At 45.2% G+C, this 21,751-nt stretch carries 20 protein-coding genes; 11 read left to right on the forward strand and 9 right to left on the reverse strand.

Annotation, left to right across the window (positions count from 1 at the left end; all coding sequences use genetic code 11):
- The coding region (locus IKW96_RS10990; RefSeq protein WP_296574546.1) for a hypothetical protein at positions 1-192 on the forward strand (192 nt) is incomplete at its 5' end.
- A gap of 317 nt (positions 193-509) precedes the next feature.
- On the opposite strand, the gene IKW96_RS10995 is transcribed toward IKW96_RS10990, so the two are convergent.
- The gene (locus IKW96_RS10995) at positions 510-740 is read right to left on the reverse strand and encodes a hypothetical protein (RefSeq protein ID WP_173375386.1); all 231 of its coding nucleotides are present in this window, start codon (positions 738-740) and stop codon (positions 510-512) included.
- 740 nt (positions 741-1,480) lie between these two features.
- Here IKW96_RS10995 and IKW96_RS11000 point away from each other — a divergent pair.
- From IKW96_RS11000 to IKW96_RS11015, 4 genes are all read left to right on the forward strand, one after another.
- A complete protein-coding gene (locus tag IKW96_RS11000; protein ID WP_296574551.1) occupies positions 1,481-3,649 on the forward strand; it encodes a glycoside hydrolase family 11 protein in 2,169 nt (722 codons plus the stop codon).
- Positions 3,650-3,797: 148 nt separating this feature from the next.
- Positions 3,798-4,370 (forward strand): N-acetyltransferase, encoded by a 573-nt coding sequence (locus tag IKW96_RS11005; protein ID WP_296574554.1) that lies wholly within the window; start codon positions 3,798-3,800, stop codon positions 4,368-4,370.
- Positions 4,371-4,372: 2 nt separating this feature from the next.
- Positions 4,373-5,008 (forward strand): GNAT family N-acetyltransferase, encoded by a 636-nt coding sequence (locus tag IKW96_RS11010; protein WP_296574557.1) that lies wholly within the window; start codon positions 4,373-4,375, stop codon positions 5,006-5,008.
- Between the two features lie 18 nt (positions 5,009-5,026).
- The gene (locus IKW96_RS11015) at positions 5,027-5,479 is read left to right on the forward strand and encodes a GNAT family N-acetyltransferase (RefSeq protein WP_296574560.1); all 453 of its coding nucleotides are present in this window, start codon (positions 5,027-5,029) and stop codon (positions 5,477-5,479) included.
- A gap of 371 nt (positions 5,480-5,850) precedes the next feature.
- Here the strand turns inward: IKW96_RS11015 and IKW96_RS11020 are convergent, their stop codons facing one another.
- Complete coding sequence (locus tag IKW96_RS11020) at positions 5,851-6,153, reverse strand: rhodanese-like domain-containing protein (RefSeq protein ID WP_296574563.1); 303 nt, start codon at positions 6,151-6,153, stop codon at positions 5,851-5,853.
- A 25-nt stretch (positions 6,154-6,178) separates the two neighbouring features.
- On the opposite strand from IKW96_RS11020, the gene IKW96_RS11025 reads away from it, so the two are divergent.
- From IKW96_RS11025 to IKW96_RS11050, 6 genes are all read left to right on the forward strand, one after another.
- Entirely contained in the window at positions 6,179-6,985 is an 807-nt protein-coding gene (locus tag IKW96_RS11025; RefSeq protein ID WP_296574566.1) for a molybdopterin-synthase adenylyltransferase MoeB, read from the forward strand.
- Between the two features lie 257 nt (positions 6,986-7,242).
- Positions 7,243-7,488 (forward strand): hypothetical protein, encoded by a 246-nt coding sequence (locus IKW96_RS11030; RefSeq protein ID WP_296574569.1) that lies wholly within the window; start codon positions 7,243-7,245, stop codon positions 7,486-7,488.
- 10 nt (positions 7,489-7,498) lie between these two features.
- Positions 7,499-8,647, forward strand: a complete 1,149-nt coding sequence (locus IKW96_RS11035) for a glutathione synthase (protein WP_296574573.1) — start codon at positions 7,499-7,501, stop codon at positions 8,645-8,647.
- Between the two features lie 28 nt (positions 8,648-8,675).
- On the forward strand, positions 8,676-9,434 hold the full coding sequence (locus IKW96_RS11040) for a class II glutamine amidotransferase (RefSeq protein ID WP_296574577.1): 759 nt from the start codon (positions 8,676-8,678) through the stop codon (positions 9,432-9,434).
- 8 nt (positions 9,435-9,442) lie between these two features.
- Positions 9,443-9,892 carry a hypothetical protein gene (locus tag IKW96_RS11045; RefSeq protein WP_296574580.1) on the forward strand — a complete coding sequence of 150 codons (450 nt, stop codon included), beginning with the start codon at positions 9,443-9,445 and terminating at the stop codon, positions 9,890-9,892.
- Positions 9,879-10,088 (forward strand): hypothetical protein, encoded by a 210-nt coding sequence (locus IKW96_RS11050; RefSeq protein ID WP_296574583.1) that lies wholly within the window; start codon positions 9,879-9,881, stop codon positions 10,086-10,088. The genes IKW96_RS11045 and IKW96_RS11050 overlap by 14 nt, the downstream gene beginning before the upstream one ends.
- 168 nt (positions 10,089-10,256) lie before the next feature.
- On the opposite strand, the gene IKW96_RS11055 is transcribed toward IKW96_RS11050, so the two are convergent.
- From IKW96_RS11055 to IKW96_RS11085, 7 genes are all read right to left on the reverse strand, one after another.
- Positions 10,257-10,505, reverse strand: coding sequence for a spore coat protein CotJB (locus IKW96_RS11055; RefSeq protein ID WP_296574586.1), 249 nt, complete (start codon positions 10,503-10,505; stop codon positions 10,257-10,259).
- Positions 10,502-10,759 (reverse strand): spore coat associated protein CotJA, encoded by a 258-nt coding sequence (locus tag IKW96_RS11060; RefSeq protein ID WP_296574588.1) that lies wholly within the window; start codon positions 10,757-10,759, stop codon positions 10,502-10,504. The genes IKW96_RS11055 and IKW96_RS11060 overlap by 4 nt, the downstream gene beginning before the upstream one ends.
- Positions 10,760-10,920: 161 nt before the next feature.
- Positions 10,921-11,394: a small multi-drug export protein gene (locus IKW96_RS11065; RefSeq protein ID WP_295092845.1), complete on the reverse strand. Its 474-nt coding sequence runs from the start codon at positions 11,392-11,394 to the stop codon at positions 10,921-10,923.
- A 161-nt stretch (positions 11,395-11,555) separates the two neighbouring features.
- On the reverse strand, positions 11,556-13,832 hold the full coding sequence (locus IKW96_RS11070; protein WP_296574592.1) for a glycoside hydrolase family 11 protein: 2,277 nt from the start codon (positions 13,830-13,832) through the stop codon (positions 11,556-11,558).
- Positions 13,833-13,845: 13 nt separating this feature from the next.
- Positions 13,846-15,993 (reverse strand): glycoside hydrolase family 11 protein, encoded by a 2,148-nt coding sequence (locus IKW96_RS11075; protein WP_296574595.1) that lies wholly within the window; start codon positions 15,991-15,993, stop codon positions 13,846-13,848.
- Positions 15,994-16,167: 174 nt separating this feature from the next.
- Positions 16,168-18,078: a serpin family protein gene (locus IKW96_RS11080; protein WP_296574598.1), complete on the reverse strand. Its 1,911-nt coding sequence runs from the start codon at positions 18,076-18,078 to the stop codon at positions 16,168-16,170.
- 279 nt (positions 18,079-18,357) lie between these two features.
- Positions 18,358-21,714 carry a beta-L-arabinofuranosidase domain-containing protein gene (locus IKW96_RS11085; RefSeq protein ID WP_296574601.1) on the reverse strand — a complete coding sequence of 1,119 codons (3,357 nt, stop codon included), beginning with the start codon at positions 21,712-21,714 and terminating at the stop codon, positions 18,358-18,360.
- Between the last annotated feature and the right edge of the window lie 37 nt (positions 21,715-21,751).

Here is a 21,751-nt window from a genome sequence, read left to right on the forward strand (position 1 = left end):
GCCCCGAAGGGCATAAAAATCCCCAGCAGTAAAATACTTTTACCACTGGGGATGATAATTTGCGGACATACACATATACAGCATACACCTGTTTGTGAGTGCTGTTTTTGGGGATATGTCAAAATTGATAAGGCAAAAGTATTCTTAAATTGGGTACAAAAAACTAAGCCCCTACAAAAGGGACTATCATAATCCTTTGTTCCCACTATTTGATTATAGTTTTATTTAAGAATACCTTGCCGCATATTTTTTACTCCTTTTCTGGAATAGAATTATTATATATCCATTATACACAGTGAAAACAGATTTGTCAATACCTTGCGGTAAAAAACAACGACTTTGGCACATTGTTCAGCAAAATGCCGATAGCGTTTTCGGAATTTGTGCATACCGCCCTACTTTTCAGAGATGTAACTATACAGGCTATTTGGTCAGTGGTTTCCCTCAAAGAATAAGAGATATGCCATCTCATGGATGACATATCTCTTTAGTCTTGCATTTTATAATAATTAGTCCTGAAGTTCCTTCATCAAAGCCACGCTGTCCTTGAACCCGACCTTGTAAGCAGCTCTCATCTCAGCAGCGGCAGTATCGCTCACGCAGTCGAGGAGCTTGTGGAAGGTAGTGAGCTGGGCTTCGGTCAGCGACTCCTCAAAGGGTATGCAGAGCTTGTTAAACTCGTCCGAGAACTCAGCAGAGTGAATATCACCCTGGCGATAGTTGTAAAGTGCATCAATCATCATAATCCGTCCTTTCGGTCATTTCAAACATCATTGTTATTTTACCGATTTTAAGCTGTTTTGGATATGGTGTCCTAATTTATCACTTACAAAGTTTAAAAGTTATGATCCCTTTCCTCTTCTGTACTGAATGCAATGCAGAATTACTGTCTGCCGCAGATGTTTAAAATTCACCCCCCCATAATATTTTTAGTGTACTGCTATGAAACAGGGCTTATATCTCCTGCCCGTTCCCAATCATGTTTTATTATGAAGGCTATTGCATTTATACCTCCAAAAACAGCAATAAAAAGCATTGTCCCGTTTGCTTTTCGCCATGACCAACCACCATGTCACAGGCCTTGCCGCTTTTTGGGATAAATGTAAATGCAAAAGCTGCATCACTTATAGTAACGCACGTGACTTTCAAAGTGTAACAGATTTTGAAAAAATTTTTTTCATCGAATATTTTCCTATAATCATCATGGACGTTGCTTATAGGCATTTCCGTTCGCCGCAGGGCATAGCAAAATATTTGAAAATACTGCATCAGTTGTTACTGAGAGCAGGAGCTGTGAAAATTGAAGTCAGCATTGCTGATGAACGAAAGCTTTTCCAGGACATCAGCTCATATATTATGAAGGAGCAATATCCGCCTCTGTTGTATTATTTGCCACAAAACAATAAAAGCCTTGACATTTTTTGATAAAACGGTATAGAATAATAGTACAGCAAATACTTTTCAAGGGAGGTTTATAGTTATGATAAAAGGTTTGAAGCGTGTTTTTACAGTATTTGCTGCTTCCGTGATGACAGCCGTATCGTTAGCAGCATCTGCAACAGCGGCTGGAAATGAAGAAAACTGCGAAGAAAAGGCTCTTACCAGTGAAGCATGGCACGAGGGCGACAGCAACGGCTCCATATCGCTGAACGACGGCGATAACAACGGATATAGCTGCGAATGGGACGAAAATGGCAGTTTTATCTTCCGCAAAGGCATTGAAACGGAAAAAGATTACGCAGCAAGCTGGTTCAGCGAGATGAAGGTCAATTATTCGGGCTCACTGACTTCAGACGGCATAGCGTATACAGGCGTTGAGTTCATTCCGGACTTCGGTGATAGGCTGTATATCATAGACGTCTATACAGACAACAGCTTTTTCAAGGAAATGGAATATATAGGAGGCTATAGCAATCCAAGCAATGCGTCCGAAGTTGAATATTATAATATTTACGCATCTGACAGCACCGATGAGCTGACAGGCTGGAGCGGCAGGAGCTACTGGTGTATCAGCGATTCGAGTCTTGGCAAACGAGGAAAAGAATACAGCACAGAGGTTGATCTTCAGACTCAGATTTTCAGATGTGAAGATTTTGGAGCCGAATTCGGCAATGCTGACAGAATAAACGTAATAACCGGAGGAAAGGCTTCAAAGGGCAGCGCTGAAATAAAAAGTGCGGGATTTACCGCTGAAGTAATGTCAAAAAATGAAATATCCGAAAGATTCAGCACTGATAAAAGCGATTATAAAAAGGACGGCGCATACAACTGCACTGTGTCAAACTTCAATACTGATAACGGCCGTTTTAATATGAACATGAACGGCGGTGGAAGATTCGATTGCAAATGGGAGGATTCAAAAGGTACCATCTATTTCAGCAAGGGTCTGAACTGCAGAGCAGAACTTAATAAGCAGCGCACGTTGACTGTTGATGCAAAATGGCACAAGGATAATTCCACAGGCAATTCCTCCTGTTTCATAGGAGAAATTGTAGATACTTCGATCAATAGCGCACTTGGGCCGTGTCTTGTCTATATTATCGAGGACTACGAAGACCTCAACTTTCTGAAAGATGCTGTTCTGAAGACAAATATCGACGGCTATGAAATATACACCAGGAAAGGAATAGACCAGTACAAGGGATATAGAGCCGATCAGATATGGGTAGTCAATACTCGCAGGAATTACAGCGGAGAATGTCATACAGACGTTGCGAAATGGCTCCGTAAGCTTGAAAAAGCACTTGGCATCGACCTGATATTCATATATGGAGTTGAATTTATGGTATATGCCTACGGTGAAAGCGGCGGAGTCAGCGTGGAAAGGAACAACATAACTATCCCTAAATATACAGAAGACAAATACCTCCGCGGAAATGATGAAACCGACAGGTCCGGCTTCCATTACTCAATTGCGAGCAGCTCAGCCGACTTAAACTATATGATAATAAACGTCTCTGACAATGCAATATGTTCTTGGGAAAAACAAAGTGAAAATGAAGAATCCGTATTCAGGAAAGGCATAAAGCTCCCTGAGCCTGTTAATACTGACGACTATGACAGCATATATTTTTCACTTGGAACGTATATAGTATCAGACGATAGTTATTTTGCAGGCATATACGGTCATACTAAAGATTCGGGATCTGAATTCTACATAGTTAACAAATCCGCCAGCGAGGATTTTCTTAAAAACGCAGTTCCTGCCGGCAACGCCGATATATGCGGCTGCACCTATTCTCTGTATACCAGCGAAAGGCTGAATGCAGACGGTACGTCCATAAAACAGTTCTGGAGCGTACTGAATAACAAATTAGTTCCCGCTGATGAGAAAAAAACAGAGACAGATTTGATACAGCACATTGAAAAATGGAAAGAAACTGGACTTGCAGGCGAGCCGAAGCTTGATGAAATATATGCTTTCGTCCATGCATACGGCACGGGCAGAGGATATGCACATATTAACGATATCGCTCTTGAACCTTACAAAAATTACGGCAGCAGAGATGTATACACCATCGGGGATATTGATAAGCTGCAGGGATATCTCCTCGGTGTCAGAGCTCATGTAAACAAGAGCTACGACGTCAACAATGACGGAATTACCAACATTTACGACCTTGTTGAACTCAGGAAAATGTTTTTCTGACAAATGGTTTGTTCTCAGCTTATTCAATAACGGGACAGTTTTTCAGTTGTCCCGTTTATTGATTGCAGGCAGATAAAACCGCCCGAACCTAATGGAAACTTGGATATCAGTTATGACATCATCTTAAGAAACTGTTTTGGAGGGAAAAATGAAAAACGTATATGAAAACTGTCCTGTTTTTGAAAGCAACCGATTTTTACTAAGATTTGTAATACAAGAAGACACAGATGACCTTCTTGAAGTTTACAGCGATAAAAACGCTCTGCCTTTTTTCAACAGTGACAACTGCGATGGGGATAACTTCTACTATCCCGATACAGACAGAATGAAAAATGCCATAGATTTCTGGCTGCGTTCCTATGAAACAAAATGGTTTGTACGCTGGACTATCATAGATAAGACTTGTTCAAAGGCAATTGGTACTATAGAGATGTTCCACAGGTTTGCAGATGATGATTTCAACCATGCAGGCGTTCTCCGTCTCGATGTGAGGAGCAACTATGAAAAATCGGATATATTGCGTGATCTCTTTGAACTTTTTATCCCCCCAGCTTATGAACTGTTCGACTGCAATGAGATAATAACCAAAGTACCTGTCTATGCAGTTGAACGTATCAATGCCGCTCAGAGCTTCGGCTTCACTAAATCGGAAAAGCTTTTGATTGGCACCAACGATCACTATGCCTATAACAATTACTGGACAATAAATAAGGATAGATAATTATGAGTATTACAATAAAAGCACTTACTCCCGAATTGATAAACGATTATTTTGATTTCTTTGACAACCGCGCATTTTCCGATGATTCGCCCTTTTATCCATGCTACTGCAATGCTTTTAATATGAGTCTGGAGCAGATAAAAACACAGCTTTTTGCTCGCTCGGAGCTCTACGGAAATGGTGTTGAGGGCTGGAAAAGAGTTCTGCGTGAATCCGCATGGGATATGGTGAAAAACGGAATAATCCGAGGATATTTAGCCTATAATGATGAACTTGCAGTTGGCTGGTGCAACGCCAATGACAGAATGAATTATTACCGCGTGGGTGAATTTGATATGGACAATATTCCCGAAGATGAACCGCCTTTGGGCTGCTCTGAAAAGGGCTCTGTCAAATCTGTGGTATGCTTTGAGATATCCCCCGATCATCGCGGCAGAGGCATTGCAGGAATGCTCCTGGCACAGGTATGCAAAGACGCGGCTGATGAGGGATACTCATTTGTGGAAGCTTATCCGAGCGATAATCTCGAAAACGGCAGTCTTGCATTCACAGGACCGCTTCGCCTTTATGAGAAATACGGCTTCAAGGAATATGCACGGTCTAGTTCTGCAATTATTATGAGAAAAGCTTTGAAATAACACATTGGAGGGATAAATATGCCTGTTTCCTACAGAAAACTGACTGAAAAAGAACTTGATACCTTTATTGAAATGCGTATAAACCAACTCCGTGAGGAAGGTGCAAAGGAGGATATCGACCTGAGACCTGCACTGAAGGACTACTACACTCGTCACATGGCAGATGGTACCTTTGTTTCGTGGCTTGCTGTAGACGGAGAAAAAATCATCGGCACAAGCGGTATGTCAATAGTTGAAAAGCCGCCGTATTTCGGCTGCCCAAGCGGTAAGATAGGACTTCTTTCCAGTATGTTCACTGATAAAAGCTACCGCAGACAGGGCATAGCAAGGGAACTCCTCTCACGAGTCGTAAATGAAGCTAAGGAACGCGGCTGCGGAACCGTTCAGATAACAGCTTCGGATATGGGAGTTCTGCTGTACACAAATTTCGGATTCACAAAGAACAATAACTTCATGCAGTATAAATTATAGTCAGAAAACAACGCAAAAAAACAGCTTCTTCACTGTAGAAGAAGCTGTTTTGTCATTTCATTCTAATGTATTTTTTTAGGAGGTTATACACTAAATGCTTTCAGCTAAAATTTGGTTTTCGTTTTAACATCGTCCAGTGCTGCACATTCGGTCTGTCCCCCTGACGATGGAGCGGAGCATACCAAGCATACAGGATATTCTGTTTTTCATTTTCACCGCTCCTTTCGTTTGGTGTGACTTTATTATATCACGAAGAAAGAAGCTTGTCCAATGCTAAAAATCCATTGCAGATTATAGAAAAAAGCTATATCCGACTCTATTGAAAAGCTGATTTGTATATGCTATACTTATTAAACAAGTAGGAATTGTGCTTACAGCCCGGTACTTGCAAGACTTACGATATATGCAGCGTGACCACCCTCGATATTGTAAACGTCATATCCGCGGTCTTCCAGTATCTCGGCAACTTCTCCGCTGAGGTCGCCTGTTCTGCACAGAACGTAAACGGGCTTGTCTTTCGGTAGTTTTGAAAGTCCCGTAGATATCTCGTCAAAGGGCACATTTACCGAGCCCTTTATACCGTTATTTTTAAATTCTTCTCGGCTTCTTATGTCAAGAAGAAGCACTTTTTCCGTATCAAGAGCGGAGAGTTCAGATGCATTTATACTTTTCATATCAAATTCCTTTCGGGAGGCAAAAATGGCTTTAACAGACGAACAGCTCGAACGCTATTCGAGACACATCACATTAAAAGAAATAGGCGTAAAGGGGCAGAAAAAGCTGCTTGCCGCAAAGGTGCTCATCATTGGTGCAGGCGGTCTCGGCGCACCAGCCGCGATGTACCTTGCAGCCGCAGGTGTGGGAACTATCGGCATTGCCGACTGTGACAGGGTGGAGCTTTCAAACCTGCAAAGGCAGATAATCCACACTGCAAATGATGTAGGCAAAACCAAAGTGCAGTCCGCCGCAGAGACTATAAAAGCGCTCAATCCCGATGTTGAAGTTATCACTTACCATGAATACGTAAACAGTAAAAATATCGCAGCTATGATAGCCGATTACGACTTCATCATCGACGGCGCAGACAACTTCCCAACGAAGTTTCTCATAAACGACGCCTGTGTACTTGGACGCAAGCCCTTCTGTCACGCAGGCATACTCCGCTTTGAGGGGCAGCTTATGACATACGTCCCCGATAAAGGTCCCTGCTACCGCTGCATATTTGAAGCTCCGCCGCCGAAGGACGCTGTCCCCAGCTGCCGCGAAGCCGGAGTCATAGGTGCAATGGCAGGAATTATCGGCTCTATGCAGGCTCTTGAAGCCGTGAAGTACATCACAGGTCAGGGTGAACTGCTCACGGGCAGTATGCTCATATTCGACGGACTTAAAATGGAATGGCGCAAGATAAAGCTGCCGAAAAGAGTACCGGTCTGTCCGATATGCGGTGATGATCCGTCTGTAACGGAGCTTTTCGACGAGGAACAGCAGGCTTGCAGCTTGTTATAATATGATTATATAGCCGCTAAGAGTAAAAGTCAATAACCAATTCACAGAAATCATATTGACAAAGTATGCATATTATAGTATAATATAAACATAGTAAACCAGTATGCATTGACGGAGGTGTTTGTTATGCAGGTATATATGTGTAAAATGAATATTTGTATAACGAGCCCCGCGCTTTCTGTGTCATAGGCTTTTTCTGCCTGTAAGCAAACAGTCTGCCGCGGAGGCAGGCTATTTTTATTTGCAGGAGGAATCATATGAAAAGAATTGAAGTAATATCCCTTGACAGAATAGGCCTTGTCGGTGAAATATCCAACGTCATCAGACGTCTGAACGGCAACATCATAACTCATACAGCCAATGTAGTGACAGACGAAAAGAATATCCTCGTTTCGCATTTTACTGCCGATATCCTCTTTGAGACTGCTTCCGAAGATGAAGCTGTTTCACGCAGGCTTCGCAGGATAAAAAATGTGCGGCAGGTAAGAATTACAGATATTTGAGGTGATATTTATGATCACAAGTAAATATTATTACAGCGGTAAATTCGGCATTGAGCGCGAAACTCTCCGCGTGGACGGTCAGGGCAGACTTGCTCAGACTCCTCACCCTTTCGGCAATGACGAGCATATCACCCGTGATTTCTGCGAGAATCAGGTGGAGCTTGTAACTCCCGTCTGCCACAGCGTTGACGAGGCTGTTGAAGCTCTTGCTGAGCTCGATAGAATGGCCCGCAAGGAACTTGCAAAAAACGGCGAGAGCATATGGCTCTACAGCAATCCTCCCCACTTTGACAGTGAGGACGAGATACCCATTGCAGACTTCACAGGCGACCATTCCTCAAAGCGTGCGTACCGTGAAGTCCTTGAACAGAAATACGGCAAAAAGCTCATGCTTTTCTCGGGTATTCACTTCAATTTCTCATTCGCAGAGGAATATATCCGTGAGCTCAATACAAATAATGAGGACTTCCATACATTCCGCGACGAGCTTTACCTCAGACTTTACAAGCAGCTTATGGTGCATAGCTGGCTGCTTGTGCTGCTTACGGCGGCGAGTCCTTATTATGACGCTTCACTTGACAAGGACGGAAAAAGCGGTATAATTATGAGTGGGTATTCGTCCCTGCGAAACAGCAAACGGGGCTACTGGAACAAGTTTCTGCCCATACTTGACCACAGGAGCTTAAAGACTTTCACAGGCAGTATCAAAAAGCATATCGTGACGGGTTCGCTGTACTCCGCAAGCGAGCTGTACCTGCCCATACGCCTTAAACCAAAAGGCGTGAACACCCTTGAAAATCTTGCGTCAAAGGGTGTTGACCATATCGAGCTGAGAATGTTCGACCTCAATCCCTCCGCATCTCTCGGAATCGACAGCAGAGACCTTGAATTTGCTCATCTGCTTATACTTTATCTGCTCCCGCAGGCCGATTTCGACTTCACTCCTGAATTACAGGAAAAGGCAGTCCGCGACCATAAAAACGCGGCACTTCTTGAACCTGATACAAAGCTTTTAGAGCGCGGACTTGAAGTAATCGAGGAAATGGAAAAGCATTTTTCGGACAACGAAAAAGCACTTGAAATAATTGCATATGAGAAAGAAAAAATACTCGGCAGAAATCATTTTAAAACCTCAATTGTTTCGGCTTCTGCAAAGTAATTAAGGATCAGACAAGGCGGTGAAATAAATGTGCGAGCTTCTGGGCTTCACTTCAGAAAAAAATACGGATATATCGGACTATCTGCGCAGTTTTTTTGCTCACAGCAGAAGCAATCCTCACGGCTGGGGAATGATGTATGAAAATGCTGGCAGAGTCATTCTGAAAGAGCCTGTCTGCGCCGCTGAAAGTTCTTTTCTCGGCGATATGATAGATAGTCTTGCTCCGCAGAAAAACCTTCTCGCACATATAAGATTTGCCACTGTCGGCTCCATAAACGAGAACAACTGCCACCCATTCACGGGAAAGGATATTTCGGGCAGAGAATGGACTCTTATCCACAACGGTACTATCTTCAACGGCAGGCATAATCACCGGTATTCTGCCGCACAGCAGGGAGATACGGACTCCGAGCGCTTCTTTCTTTCGCTTCTCGACTATATGAACGAGCATATCTCACGGGCTGTTCCCAATGAGCGTGAACGCTTTGAGACAGTAAACAGCTTCATAGTGGAGAACGCTCCGCGGAACAAGCTGAATCTGATGATATACGACGGCGATATGCTCTATGTACACAAGAATCTGAAAAATACGCTGTGCTTCAAAAGGCTTGAAAACGGCATTATTTTCGCTACAAAGCCCCTTGATGACGGCGTGTGGATACCGTTCCCCATGGCGCAGGTAATAGCCTACAAGCACGGCAGAGAAGTCTATCGCGGCGACCGCCACAAGGGCACTTTCGTTCCGCCCCTTGAGTATATTACGGCAATGGACGCAATGTATATATGAGGTGAATTATGAGCTATGATTTCTACGGCTGGGAAACCGCTTTGGTACCGCCGGTCAATAACGACTTCAAGGGCATAGATACTCCGCAGAAACTATATGACGCCCTTACTGAGATATGGTGCGAGTACACCTGTGCTCCACGTCTGCGCTTCAAATGGAGCAAGGATAATATCACTCTCGGGCAGTGCTCCATAACCGCATTTTTAGCACAGGATATCTTCGGCGGAAAGGTTTACGGAGTCCTCAGACGAAAAGGAAACTATCACTGCTACAATGTTGTGGGAGATGTAGTCTTTGACCTTACCAGCGAGCAGTTCGGCGGCGAAAAGCTGGACTATACCAACAATCCCGAGCAGTTCAGAGAAGTCCACTTCTCAAAAGCAGAAAAACGTGAGAGATATGAATATCTCAGGAAAAAACTGAAAGAATTTACGGAGCAGAACTATGAGCGCAAATGAGCTTAGAAAAGCTGTTATTTCGGACGATGAGCTGAGCTTTTCCCATAACGGCAGAGATTATCTATTATACGGCTGGAACCAGTGCGACGGCTACGTACTCAGCCTTGAATGTGAGGGCGAGCTTGTATGGCAGTCAGCACCAATGTCAAAAGCCGCCTGTACAGATGAACTTATCAGGTATTATTCCGGACTATAACCGAATTTCCTGTTGCTCATATCGGCAAATTTATTAAGCGCCACATTTTCAGCCCTTTGCCTAAACCGGCAAAGGGCTTTTTCACTGTGGTCATCAAAGCCTGTATACCGCCATATCCGCTTATGTACAACATAGATACGATAATTTTTTCTCATACTGCCACATAATTTATCTCCTTTCCCACGGCCACGGATCATCTATCCATGTCCAGCGCTCGGCGTCTGTTGAACGGTCGGGCGTCAGCGGTCCGAACCGCCTTACAAACTCGTCAACTGCATTTTTCCGCAGTTCACTGTACTTTCGGAACATTGCGAGAGCGCGGCGGCACTCAGGGTGAGTATCAAGGTACAGATTCATCTCCTTTAGAGTGAAATCGTACTTTTTTATCTTGCTGAGAAGCATATTTTTCTCATTCATTTGCCGTCGCCTCCTCCCGTAAACGGCAGATCAAGCGGCGGAAACAATGTACCGCGGCTGAGCGCCTTATCGTCGTCGTAGGTCTCTCCCCACTGCTGAAACGGCACGTAAGCCATTGCCAGAGGCGTATTCCCGGGGAACATCTGCCCCGAGCCGTTCATGTTATTATTTCTGTCCATATTTGCAGGACTCAAAGGAGCTTCCCGTTCGCGGAATATCATCTCCTCAATATCGTCAAAAAGATCGAGCTTCATAACTCAGTCCTCCTTTTCTGCGCGGAGAACCTGTGCAGAAGTCCTCCGCACGTTTTATAATATGAAAAAAAGGAGATCACGGTTACAAAAAAGCCGCAGCGTAAAACTGCGGCATAAACCTTATTCCAAACAAGCTGGACAAAGCTTTTCAAATATGTACTTTATTTTATCGCGCTGAAAGCACTAACTCCGAGAAGAGTTGCCGCAGTAATGATAATGGCAGCAAGAACTACTCCGAGAGAAACCGCAAGAATACTCTTCTTGAAGTCAAGATCAAGAAGACTTGCCGCAAGAGTTCCTGTCCATGCGCCGGTACCGGGAAGCGGAATGCCGACAAAAAGTAGAAGCGCCCAGAACATTCCCTTTCCAGCCTTTTCCTTCAGCTTTTCTCCGCCGTGATGTCCCTTTTTCAGGCACCATGAAAAGAAACCGCCGATGACAGGCTTGTCCGAACCCCATTCCAGTATCTTTCTTGCAAAAAAGAATATAAACGGAACAGGTATCATATTGCCGATAAGGCATATGATAACCGCATAATACCACTTAACGCCCATGCTAACGCCAACAGGGATAGCTCCTCTCAACTCAAAAATGGGCACCATAGAAAGTAAAAATGTTAAAATAATCTTTTTCATATTACAACTCTCTTTCCTGAAAATCACATACACTTTATTATCTCACAAAATGTCGAAATAGTCAAGCATTTTTTCGCAAAAAGCATAAACACAGCCCCGAAGCGCTCAGAATCGCCCCGGGGCTCAGCTGTTACTGCAAGTTCAGGAGCAAACTGCTGTTTTTACTCTGTCTTTTCGGCAGAAACGGCTTTTCTGAGCTCCATGAGGTCGTAAATGTCCCATGTTCCGTCGCTGTTGATGTCAAAATCCCTGTCGCCGAAGTCACATTCTTCACCGAGCAGGAAGCTTCTGAACAGCTCCACGTCCTCCTCAGTGAATGTTTCCGGTTCAGCTTCTGATACTTCTATATTGCTGAAACGGAGGGATACTGTCCCCTTTCCGCGTCCTGTCATGTCGATACCAACGGCAGCCTGGCTTACACAGCCCAGTTTATAGCCTGCCTTCTTAAAAGCAGCTGCATGGGCTGCAAAGTCGATATAACCGCTCACACCGGAATGATTCTTGTCGTTCTCCCTGCATACGCTGTAATATTCGTCCACAACATTATCGCCATTGATAGTATGCGGAAGGATATGCTTCATCTGCACATACAGGTCGTACCATTTGTCGTTGATCCTGGTCTCGCCTATTTTCTTTGCGTCGCTTGGTACATAGGCTATGCTTGTACTGTCGAACACCTGCAAATGGATATCCCTGTAATAGCCTGCCTGTTTCATCCAGGCATGACCTGTGATGTAATAATTGCCCTCGGTGCTGACATCGGCAGCATAGCCAATGCAGACATTATCCTTCTTATCGAGGTATATTTTTTTATCCTTGTCTATCATTTTTATCTTGCTGATGTAATCGTAAGCAAGCTTTTCACCGTCGTAATCGAATACGATAGTACCGTCCTTTTTCAGTACGCTTTGTGCGCCGCCGTACTGAGCGCTGTAGTCATATCCGTCCCTTTTATAGCTGACATTGCCGTCTCCGCCGAGGAGAACGTTCTCATTGTCATCAGGAGACTCTATGTCAATATCGACGTCCTCAAGAATTATCTCGCCCGCACCCTTGCCGAATACCTCCGCAAAGGAAACGGTCTCATAAAGCTTTCCGAGTCTTGCTCCCGCTTTTTCCCAGGCTTTAAAATGCTTGAGAAGATCGACTTCGCCTGCAGCTCCGTAAACCGCGTCACTGAACTGTACCTGTGAAACGCTCCAGTACTGATATACGGGAGGCGAGTCGAAAGACATGGAAACAGCGTAGCCCTTATACAGGTCATATTTTACTCCGTCTATCTCAACTGTATCAATATATTCCTTTTCTGAGACGAAATCGTCGGAATTCCTGAACTGAACTACATAAAACTCCGCAGTCTGATCGTAAGTCCAGCCGTAAACTCCTGCGGCATAGCCGTCCTTTGCCTTAATATCCGTTCTGTAGCGGATATTTATCTTGTCATAGTCGGTACATTTCAGAGCATTCGGGGCATTCAGGATATTTTCGTTCACACAGCCCTTACGGAACAGACAATTTGAATATTCGCTGTTATTATTGTACACGCAGGCAGCTTTTCCGTCACTGTATACGGTCATTTCGCCGTTTGAATAATCGTCGATCTGCCAGAAACTGTACCTGAGCCCGTCATAGTAAACATACTTATTTTCTTTCTCGCAATTCGGAACCGTCATTCTCGGCGGAGCGTCTATGGAAACTATCCTGTTGCGAGATACCTTTACAGAGCCCTTTTCGCCCAGCGCCCTGACGCAGAGCCTTGTACCCATTACCTTTTTGATATCAAGCTCTTCGCAAATGCCCTTTATGTCGATCTTTCCGCTCGTTTCCTCCGAAAGGTCAACGCTTTCCCTGCGTATGATGTAAACAATATCAGCAGACCCATTTTCTGTAGGTATACGATAGACATCGTATTCTGCTCCGTTTACGGCTATGGTACCCGTTCTGAACTCCTCGCCGGGGAGCTTCATACCGGAATATGACTCCTCAACAAATATCTCAGCTAATCCCACCTGTTTGAAAACTCCCACAAACCTTGCGCGGAAAACATATCCGCCCTCAGTCTCCGCAGAAGCTGTATAGTCGATGTAATAACGCTTGAAGTCCTCCAGATTGGCTTCGTTGTGAGAGCCGACCTCAAAATCCGCAATATCTGTACCCTCCCACGAACAGCTGAATGTCATGTTTTTTCTGTTAATATCAAAAGACAGCTTTCCGTCGTCGCCAGCAGCTTTCCACAGCTCAAAATCAGCGTCCGAGCGCGGTTCTTCGTAATGCTCCGCAAAGGAATCCTCACCCGTTGCGATCCCCACATTCTGCTCCCCTGCTGCTTCAGGAACAAAAATATTTCCGACTGCGTCGGCAGGCAGCAAAGCCAATGAAGCCGTTGTGACAATACAGGCTGTCACCAGTGATAAAAAGTGTCTGATCTTGTTTTTCATGTCGACATTCACCTCATTTTTCAGATAAAATAACAGGCCTCATCGTTTTTTCTTCCTCTTCGGCAGTTTCTATTTTAAAGTCATCGCTTATCTCAGCGTCCTTGCCGAGCTCAAGAAGAATATGCCACTCAGCCATATCAGCGGTCATGACCTCGGGGAATGAGCGCGATATTGTAACAGCCGACCCGGTAAATTCCACGACCTTGACCTCTATCGAACCGCTTGGCTCGCTGAGGATAACATCAAGGAGCTTGTGATCACTGAACCATTCATCGGTATATTTTCCGATCGCCTCCTTATAGGAGTCCCTGGCATAAATAAAGCTGTTTTCCCTTGAAGTGAGCTGCTTTTCAAGCTGTTCCGCGCTTGTTATGAGCTTTGCCGCAGGGTATGCTATATTTTCGGAAACTCCGGAGCCCTTTATGTATTTTGCATTGATCTCGTACTTTTTCACATCAGAGGCAGCGGACTGCTCCAGTATCTTTTTACGCATAAGGCAGAGGTCGAAAGTATCGAGCTTGTTGTCCGTGCAGAGGTCTGCCGCTTTCCAGTTCATAAGGTAAGCATTTTTTGAGCCGAGCAGCCACTTCTGAAATACAACGATATCCGCCATGTTGCAGACGCCGTCCTCGTTTATATCGCCGTTTGCGATCCTTGTCACCCTGAAAGTGATTTCTCCCGAATCATTTGAATAACGCCTGCATTCCCTCGGATTGACCAAAGACGGAGCATATCCGTCGGGAAGCTTATCCTGATTGAGGTAAATATCCGGCATATAAGGGTGATCAAAACACAGATAATACGGATTATTGCCTTCACAGTGCGTAATAGTCTCCTGCAAACTATCAGAAAACAGATCTGAAAAATTCGTTCCGTCGGGAATATCAATAAGCTCTCCCGTGATATCGTCAATAATTGTCACACGTTTTGTATAAGTCTCAAGCTCCTCCGCATTTTCCCATAATACCTCTGTATCCCTGTAGTCCTCTCTCGGAAGCTCTATTTTCAGGATATCAAGGCCATATGGCTGCGAATACGCTCTGATGACAGACGTAAATAACACATTCAGCTTACCGTCCCTGTAATAGAGCTTGTTAAGATAATAATAGACAATATGCCCGTCATGCGTGTCACGGAATGTTTTCAGCAGCAACACATTGTCATTAAAGAAGTCGTCATCGTATGCTGCTGCAAAGTCATTTGCAGCCTTTTCATTCAGGCAGCATGACAGAAACACATTAAGCTCCTCTGCAGAGCTGATGACTGCCTCTTCTGACTCAAACGCCTTGTCATCGTTCAGTAGACCGTCCCTGACATCTCCCGATTCCATGCTGTAGCTGTCACATGAAAACTTCTCCTTAATGTTCAGATACTCTGTATGCCTTTTTATCTGTGAAGGGTCGATATCAGGCCGCTCTTCTCCCATATACAAGTAGTTTACGCTGATATCTCCGCCGCTGCGGTAGCCGCTAACGCCAAGCATTATTCTGTCAACGGCGCCGAGTTCAAAGCCTGCTTCTTCCCACGCCCTGAAATGTTCCTTCATGTTGACAGTATTGTTCAGATGCCTTCCTTTTCTGCACATTCCCTCTGCAGAAGTGCATATGCTTATGATATCATGATACGCTCTTTCGGGAGTTTCGCTGAAACAGCCATACTGATCGCGGATTATATCATAAAGCTCATATGTACGGCCGTCAATCTCGGTTTTAGCTATATAGTTGTAATTTCCGGGCGGTCTCCAGCTGCCCCATGTTTCTATAATGCTGAACTGCGTTCTGCTGTCCTTAATGGTGCCGTATACGTATAAATAGCTGTTGTTATTAAAATACAGGTCGGCGTCATAGCTTACGTAATAATCGGAAAAATCGGAAGCATTTACGGACTCCTCAAACTTTTTTCCCTTCATGCACAAAGTGTCCTCTATATTATCGCCCCATGAGAAGCTGAAACCGTTATTATCCGTATTTTCATAGCTGATATCGCCCACTTCGTTTTGCAGCCATATCTCATAATCATAACCATTGACCGAATCCATTAATTCATAATCCATTGCAGCCGCTGTCATAGGCACTTTATTATAAGACGTAAATGCGGAAGCTGCCAGAATACAAGCTCCTGATAGAACAAAAGAAAGTACTTTTCCAGTTATCCTTCTCAAAAGATCACTCCTCTCCTTATGAAATATTATATATAATTTTATTATACTTGTAAAGAAATATTAGTCAAGTGAACTATTGCTGAAATTGGCGGCATTAACGCCAAAAATTGCTGTAAACTGCAAAAGATCCCGCGTTTCCAAACATAAACGCAGGATCTTTTGCTTATGGAGTATTTACCTTTGATTCTCGTCGAGCATAGTTGCTGCTCCTATGAATACAGGAACATTGTTCTTGTCAACGATCATGTAAATGAAAGGTCTGTCAAGCTCGATGTATTTCTTTTCCTTCTGAGGGCGTGCAGCATTGCCCATCATCATAACGTAAGTTACGGCAGCTGCCTTTGTCCCCTTTTCGGTGACTTCTATCCTTGTCTTATGGAAAACATCGTCGATATAGAGCGGTCCGTTTACAGACTCGCTCATCTTGCCGAAGTCCGCTTTTGATGTGAAAGCCTCGCTCATTCCCATACTGCTGAGAACTTCCTTGAGGGACTTCGAATAATTGTACTTGAATTTCGGTATCATTACGTTGAGCTCGATAGTATCGGGATCAACGTACTCCTTGAGCCCCTCTGCAAGCTTTTCGCCGTCAAGCTCCTTGATATACTGTACGATATCATTTTCCTTAGGGAGTATTCCCACGAAGCTGTAATTGTTGTATATGTAGGGCTTCTTGAAAGCGTCTGCGTCGCCGAGGTCGAAGTACATTGTCTCTTCACTGTTCATTCTCTGTATATTATGCTCCTTACCATTGAGATCGGTGAACTTGCCGTCTCTGCTCTCTGTGTAAGGCTTCTCCCATTCAGCCTCGAAATAGAGAGCATTTATAAGCATCATCAGATCATCGGGATCAAGAGAGTTAGGACCAAGAAGAGTAGGTATCATGCCCTTTGTGTTCTTGTCCACCCAGCCGTTGACGTCGTTAACGGTGCTTTCGTCAAACGGAGTCTTGTATATAGCAGAGTTGTAGTACTTCTTGTTCGCTTCGAGGAAATCATTTTTTACCTCAAACCCATCCCTTATCCATATGGAGTTGGCAACATACAGCTTCTCCTTTTCCTTGTCGGGGAGATTTGCCACATAGTAAGCCATATACTCGTTAATATCGTCAATAGTCAGACCGTTTCCGAGTACCTTTTCCATTTCCTCCTTTGTACTTCCGTCAGCGCCGTTTGCAGTCATTGCAAGCGCAGACGAAATGGAAAACGGAGAGATAAGGAGATTTTCCTCGCCGCTCTTTGTCGGGTCGAAGCATTTTTTCAGCAGTTCCACGCCGAACTTCATTTCAGCCTTTGCAAAATCCTCATCTGTGACCTTTCCCTCTTCCGCAAGTACATCAACTTTATCGTCGAGCCTTACGCTTCCGATAACAGCATTGCCGTAGAAGTTATCGGCTGCACCAAGCAGAAAATCCGTAACTCTTGCAAGGTCGTCGGCGTCGATAGTATCATTCTTGTTTATATCTGCATTGAGGAACATTTCATTAGTGAGCTCCTGTTCCGAACCGCCTGCAAGGTATTTTCTGTAAGCGATAAGATCAAAGGAATCCACTGTTCCGTCATCGTTTATATCTCCATAGAAGTGAACGCTCGGAGATTTGACATAAACTATTTCATCTATCAGATATTCACTTTCCCTGCTTGTGAAATTTTCATCGACTTCATTCTCTGCTTCGCGGAGCGACTGATACTCTCTCTGACATCTTATTTTCAGAGTAACGATAGTACCCTCGCTTATTTCGCTCATCAATGATCTGTTTCTTACAATTTTCTTCTTTTCCTCGGCGTCGGCCTCACTGCCGGCTTTGACAGGAACGATTAAATGCAGTAAACGTGACGGATACCATGTGGAATATACGCCGTCGACCTTTGGAACAGCGTGAATGCGGAATTTTCCGTCCTGAACGTAAGCATTGTATATACATATGTTCTTCAGCTCGTACTCATACGTTTGCTGTTGTGTTGTCTGAGCGCTGGCGGTAAAAATACCTGAGCTGTTCTGCGGCAGATAGCTTACAGTGCCAAGAGCCAGTGCAAGACTCATGATACCGGCAGTTATCTTTGTAAATTTCTTAATGTTTCTCATAATACATTACTCCTCCCGTATTTAATGAAGTTATGAGAGTTTTTCCCATGTTTTCAGTATATCACCCTGTTTTTCCCTTGTCAATCCAAAGGGCGGAGCTAACCTCAAAAACAGCATTAAGACTAATTTCATCAGTATTTTTATGTAAATCTGCATAAAAAGATACTTTGCCTATCACATGAAAAGCTTCTCATATTTGAACAAAGCACACTTATGTTAAAACATTTGCGCATAAACAGAAAAGCTCCGCAGTGGCGAAGCTTTTCCGAAGGATCCTGTTTATTCAAATGATGAGATCTTGTGAAGGAGATACTCCTGAATGCGGAGGGCGTCGCCTGAGGTAATTCCCCTGCTTGAAGTGTCGACATCTGCATTTATGCAGCCCTGCTGAGTGATAGCTCCCTTGTCGGTACCGCCTGAGCCGTACTTGTTGGGATTAGCAAGAGCCTGCATTATCAGCACAGCGTCGGACATATCAACTGCCCCGTCGCAGTTTGCGTCGCCGGGCTTTGTGGGCTTCGGCAGCTCTGTCGCAGTCGTGGTCGAAGTGGTAGTTGCAGTTGTTGTCGCCGCTGTAGTTACAGTCGGCAGTTCAGCACTTTCCAGCTCGCGGATAATTATGTAGTTCACATTTATAGCCTTGTCAGCTGAAACGATATCGAGCTGTACGGCTCCGTTTGCAGGAACAGTCATCTCGCCCTTTGAAGCCGTCTTTCCGTCGGTCACGCAGTTCTCCATGATACACTTTGATACAGTGGAATCATAGTTCGTATAAACGGAGGGCTTTGTGGAACAGTTCCACGGGTCGCTGAAGCAGATCTCCACGGAGTATTTGCCGGGGTGCAAGGTAAAGCCGTAGGAGATACGTCGGTCCATATTGTTTTCGTACTGATTTTTCGTGTAGCGGAATGAAGCCGTCTTGTCCCTTCCGTCAGCGGTGTTGTACTCGTCGCACCATGTATTTGCAGTATAAAGTCCGCCGCTCTTTGACTTTCCGTTGTACTGGTCAGTCGGGTCGTCGATGAGTCCCCACGCCGCGCCTGTTACCTCGTCATAACCGTATATCTGCTCGGTGACGCTGTTATAGAAGCCAAGCTTGTCCGAACCTGTTACGGTATAGGTATCATGGTCGCCGCAGTCAACGAAGTAGGCAATACTGCTGTCGTACTGATAAAGCGGTCTTGCGGCAGTCATATAGATGAAATCGCAGACCTTTGCTGACTCCCCGCCGTTATCGGAGGAGAAGCCGACTGTTACCACATCGTATTCTGTTCCGTCGGCAGTTACGTGCTGTGAATACTTATCGATTATATCCTGCGGGAGCATGATGTTCACGTCGTAAACGTCCTCGCTGCCCTTGTAGCTGAGAGTTCCGCTGTAGATAACAGAATCCCCCGCAGTTATGCGTATGGTCTTGTTATTGTCTGCCTTGCGGAACTTTACTGTGAGATAGTTGTAGTCCGCTTCCTTGTCTATTGCCATGCGGTATGTGAAGTATCCGCCGCTCTTTGCATAGCGGTAGGTACTGTCATCTGTCACTCCCTGAGTATTTACCTCCTGCATATCGTGGAGGTTATCGTTCTCGTACTGTCCGTAACCGGGCTGAACCGTATCGGTAACAGTCTTTTTACAGCGTGAAGGCCGTTCAACTGTTGTGTTGTCGCTCTGAAAGTTCCAGTAAATGCCGTATCTCTGCTGATACTGCCTGTAATGAGGCGAAAAAGTGAGAGTATGGTCGGTGTCCTTGAGCGTGAACTTCATGGACGAGCCGTCCCTTACGAGATGACTGCCGATATTCGCCATAAATGTGCTTACGGACGAATTGTCTGATATCTGTATATTCTCGGAAGGCGTGACCTTATCCTTGGGGATAGTTACCCACATTCCCGTTGAACCTGTTGCCATATTCTGCTTGCCCAGCTCAGCACTGAGGACTACAGGTCCGTATTTGAAGCCGTAGACCGTATTCTTGTCAGGGAGAGCATATGCTTTTACAGTCTCGGGGATAGTAAGCTCAATGACGTCTCCAGTCCTGAAGTCGCCGGTTACCTGAGCATAGCCGTTTACGGTCTTGTATGAGTAAGCCTCGCCGTCAACGCTGACCTTCATCTTGCCTGCTGTCCAGTCGGGGATACGGAAGCGGAAATCAACTGCTCCGCTGCCGTCAATGGTAAATTTAGCCGTATCCGACTCGGGTATCGAGCTTTCCTGCGTTATCTTCATTTCCCTGTCAGCCCAGTTAAGCACCGAGCTCTGATACAAATTGACATACAGCGTGTCGTCGCTGTGCATATATATGGTGTCGCCAAGCTTTGTGAAGCTCTCCATACCGCTTCCCGTACAGCACCAGAAGTGGTCGAATTCGGAGCTGTAGACCTTGAAATATCCCGTCGCCATAGGCTGAAAATAGGTAGTCATACCTGTTTCGGGATTCTGTGAGGAAAGTATGGAGTTATAGTATGTATTCTCATAGAAGTCCATGTACTTGCTGTCGCCTGTTATCTTAAAGAGCTCACGGCTGAGCTTGAGCATATTGTAGGAATTGCAGGTCTCGCAGTTGCAGTTTGTGCGCTCCTTGTCGAGAACATCGTCCATACCGAAATGCTCCCATTCGCTGTTGCCGCCAGTGATGTAGGTATGGTGAGCGACTACCATGTCCCAGAAAGCCTCAGCGTATTTCAGATAGCGTGAAGCATCGACCTTTTCGCCATTGACGGTCCTGCCGTCGAGAGCTATATAGCGCTTGAGAGCGCCGAGGAACTTCGGGATAGTAGTATTTGCGTGCTTATTGTTGAGCACGTTTGCGCCGCCCTTTAAAACAGCCTCATGCAGGTTGGTCTCATCGAAATAGTGAGCAGCCGCTGCGTGCTCGTCCTTTCCGGTTATCATGTACAGGTCGTAGAGGCAGTCGTTCATTCCGCCGTATTCGATGGAAAGCACGGTATTGTGCTTCTGCTCGTTCCACGTCCTGCAGCGGTTGTACACCCAGTCGCCGAGCCCCGAGCCCAGCTCCTTTGCAGGCTCGTAGCCTGTAGCGTTATAGATATCTACGATTCCCGCAATGAGCTTGTGCATGGTGTACCACGGCACCCATGCTTCGTTGATGATGTTCGCCTTGCCGACTTCAACATTGTCGAACTGCACCTCTACTCCCGTTCCGTTAGGGTGAGCAGCCGCCCACACAAAGCCCTGCCTGCCCTTTGAGTTCTTCTGGCACTCGCGGAGACCGTCCACAAGCGCGAACATCTTCGTACTTATCTCCCTGCGCTGCGAGTCGCTGAGCTCGGGGTGGAGATAAGCCTGTGCAAGAGCTGTGAGGTAATGTCCTACAGCGTGACCTGCGATATTGGTGTTTTCCCAGCCGCCGTAGCGCTTTGCACCCTTAGTGTTCAGACCTGCGTTTTCGCGGAAGCCTGCAAGGAGCCTGTCGTTGTCAAATGAGAGCAGGTATTTGAGCTCCTTATCGAATGCGTTTGTGCAGTATTCGTCAGTCATGGTGACGTCTGCAAGGGTGAAGTTCCTGATGTCGGGGCTATCCGCTGCCGCGGTATCGGATACGGGAAAGCTTGCCGCAGTGCAAGCTAAAGCAGCGGATAATCCAAATGATGTCATTCGCGAGATGAATTTCCTTCTCATAATGGATTCCTCCTTAAATTTTAATATCCGCTTATAT

Origin of the sequence: Ruminococcus sp., assembly GCF_017549005.1 — a bacterium.
Classification (GTDB): Bacteria; Bacillota; Clostridia; order Oscillospirales; family Ruminococcaceae; genus Ruminococcus.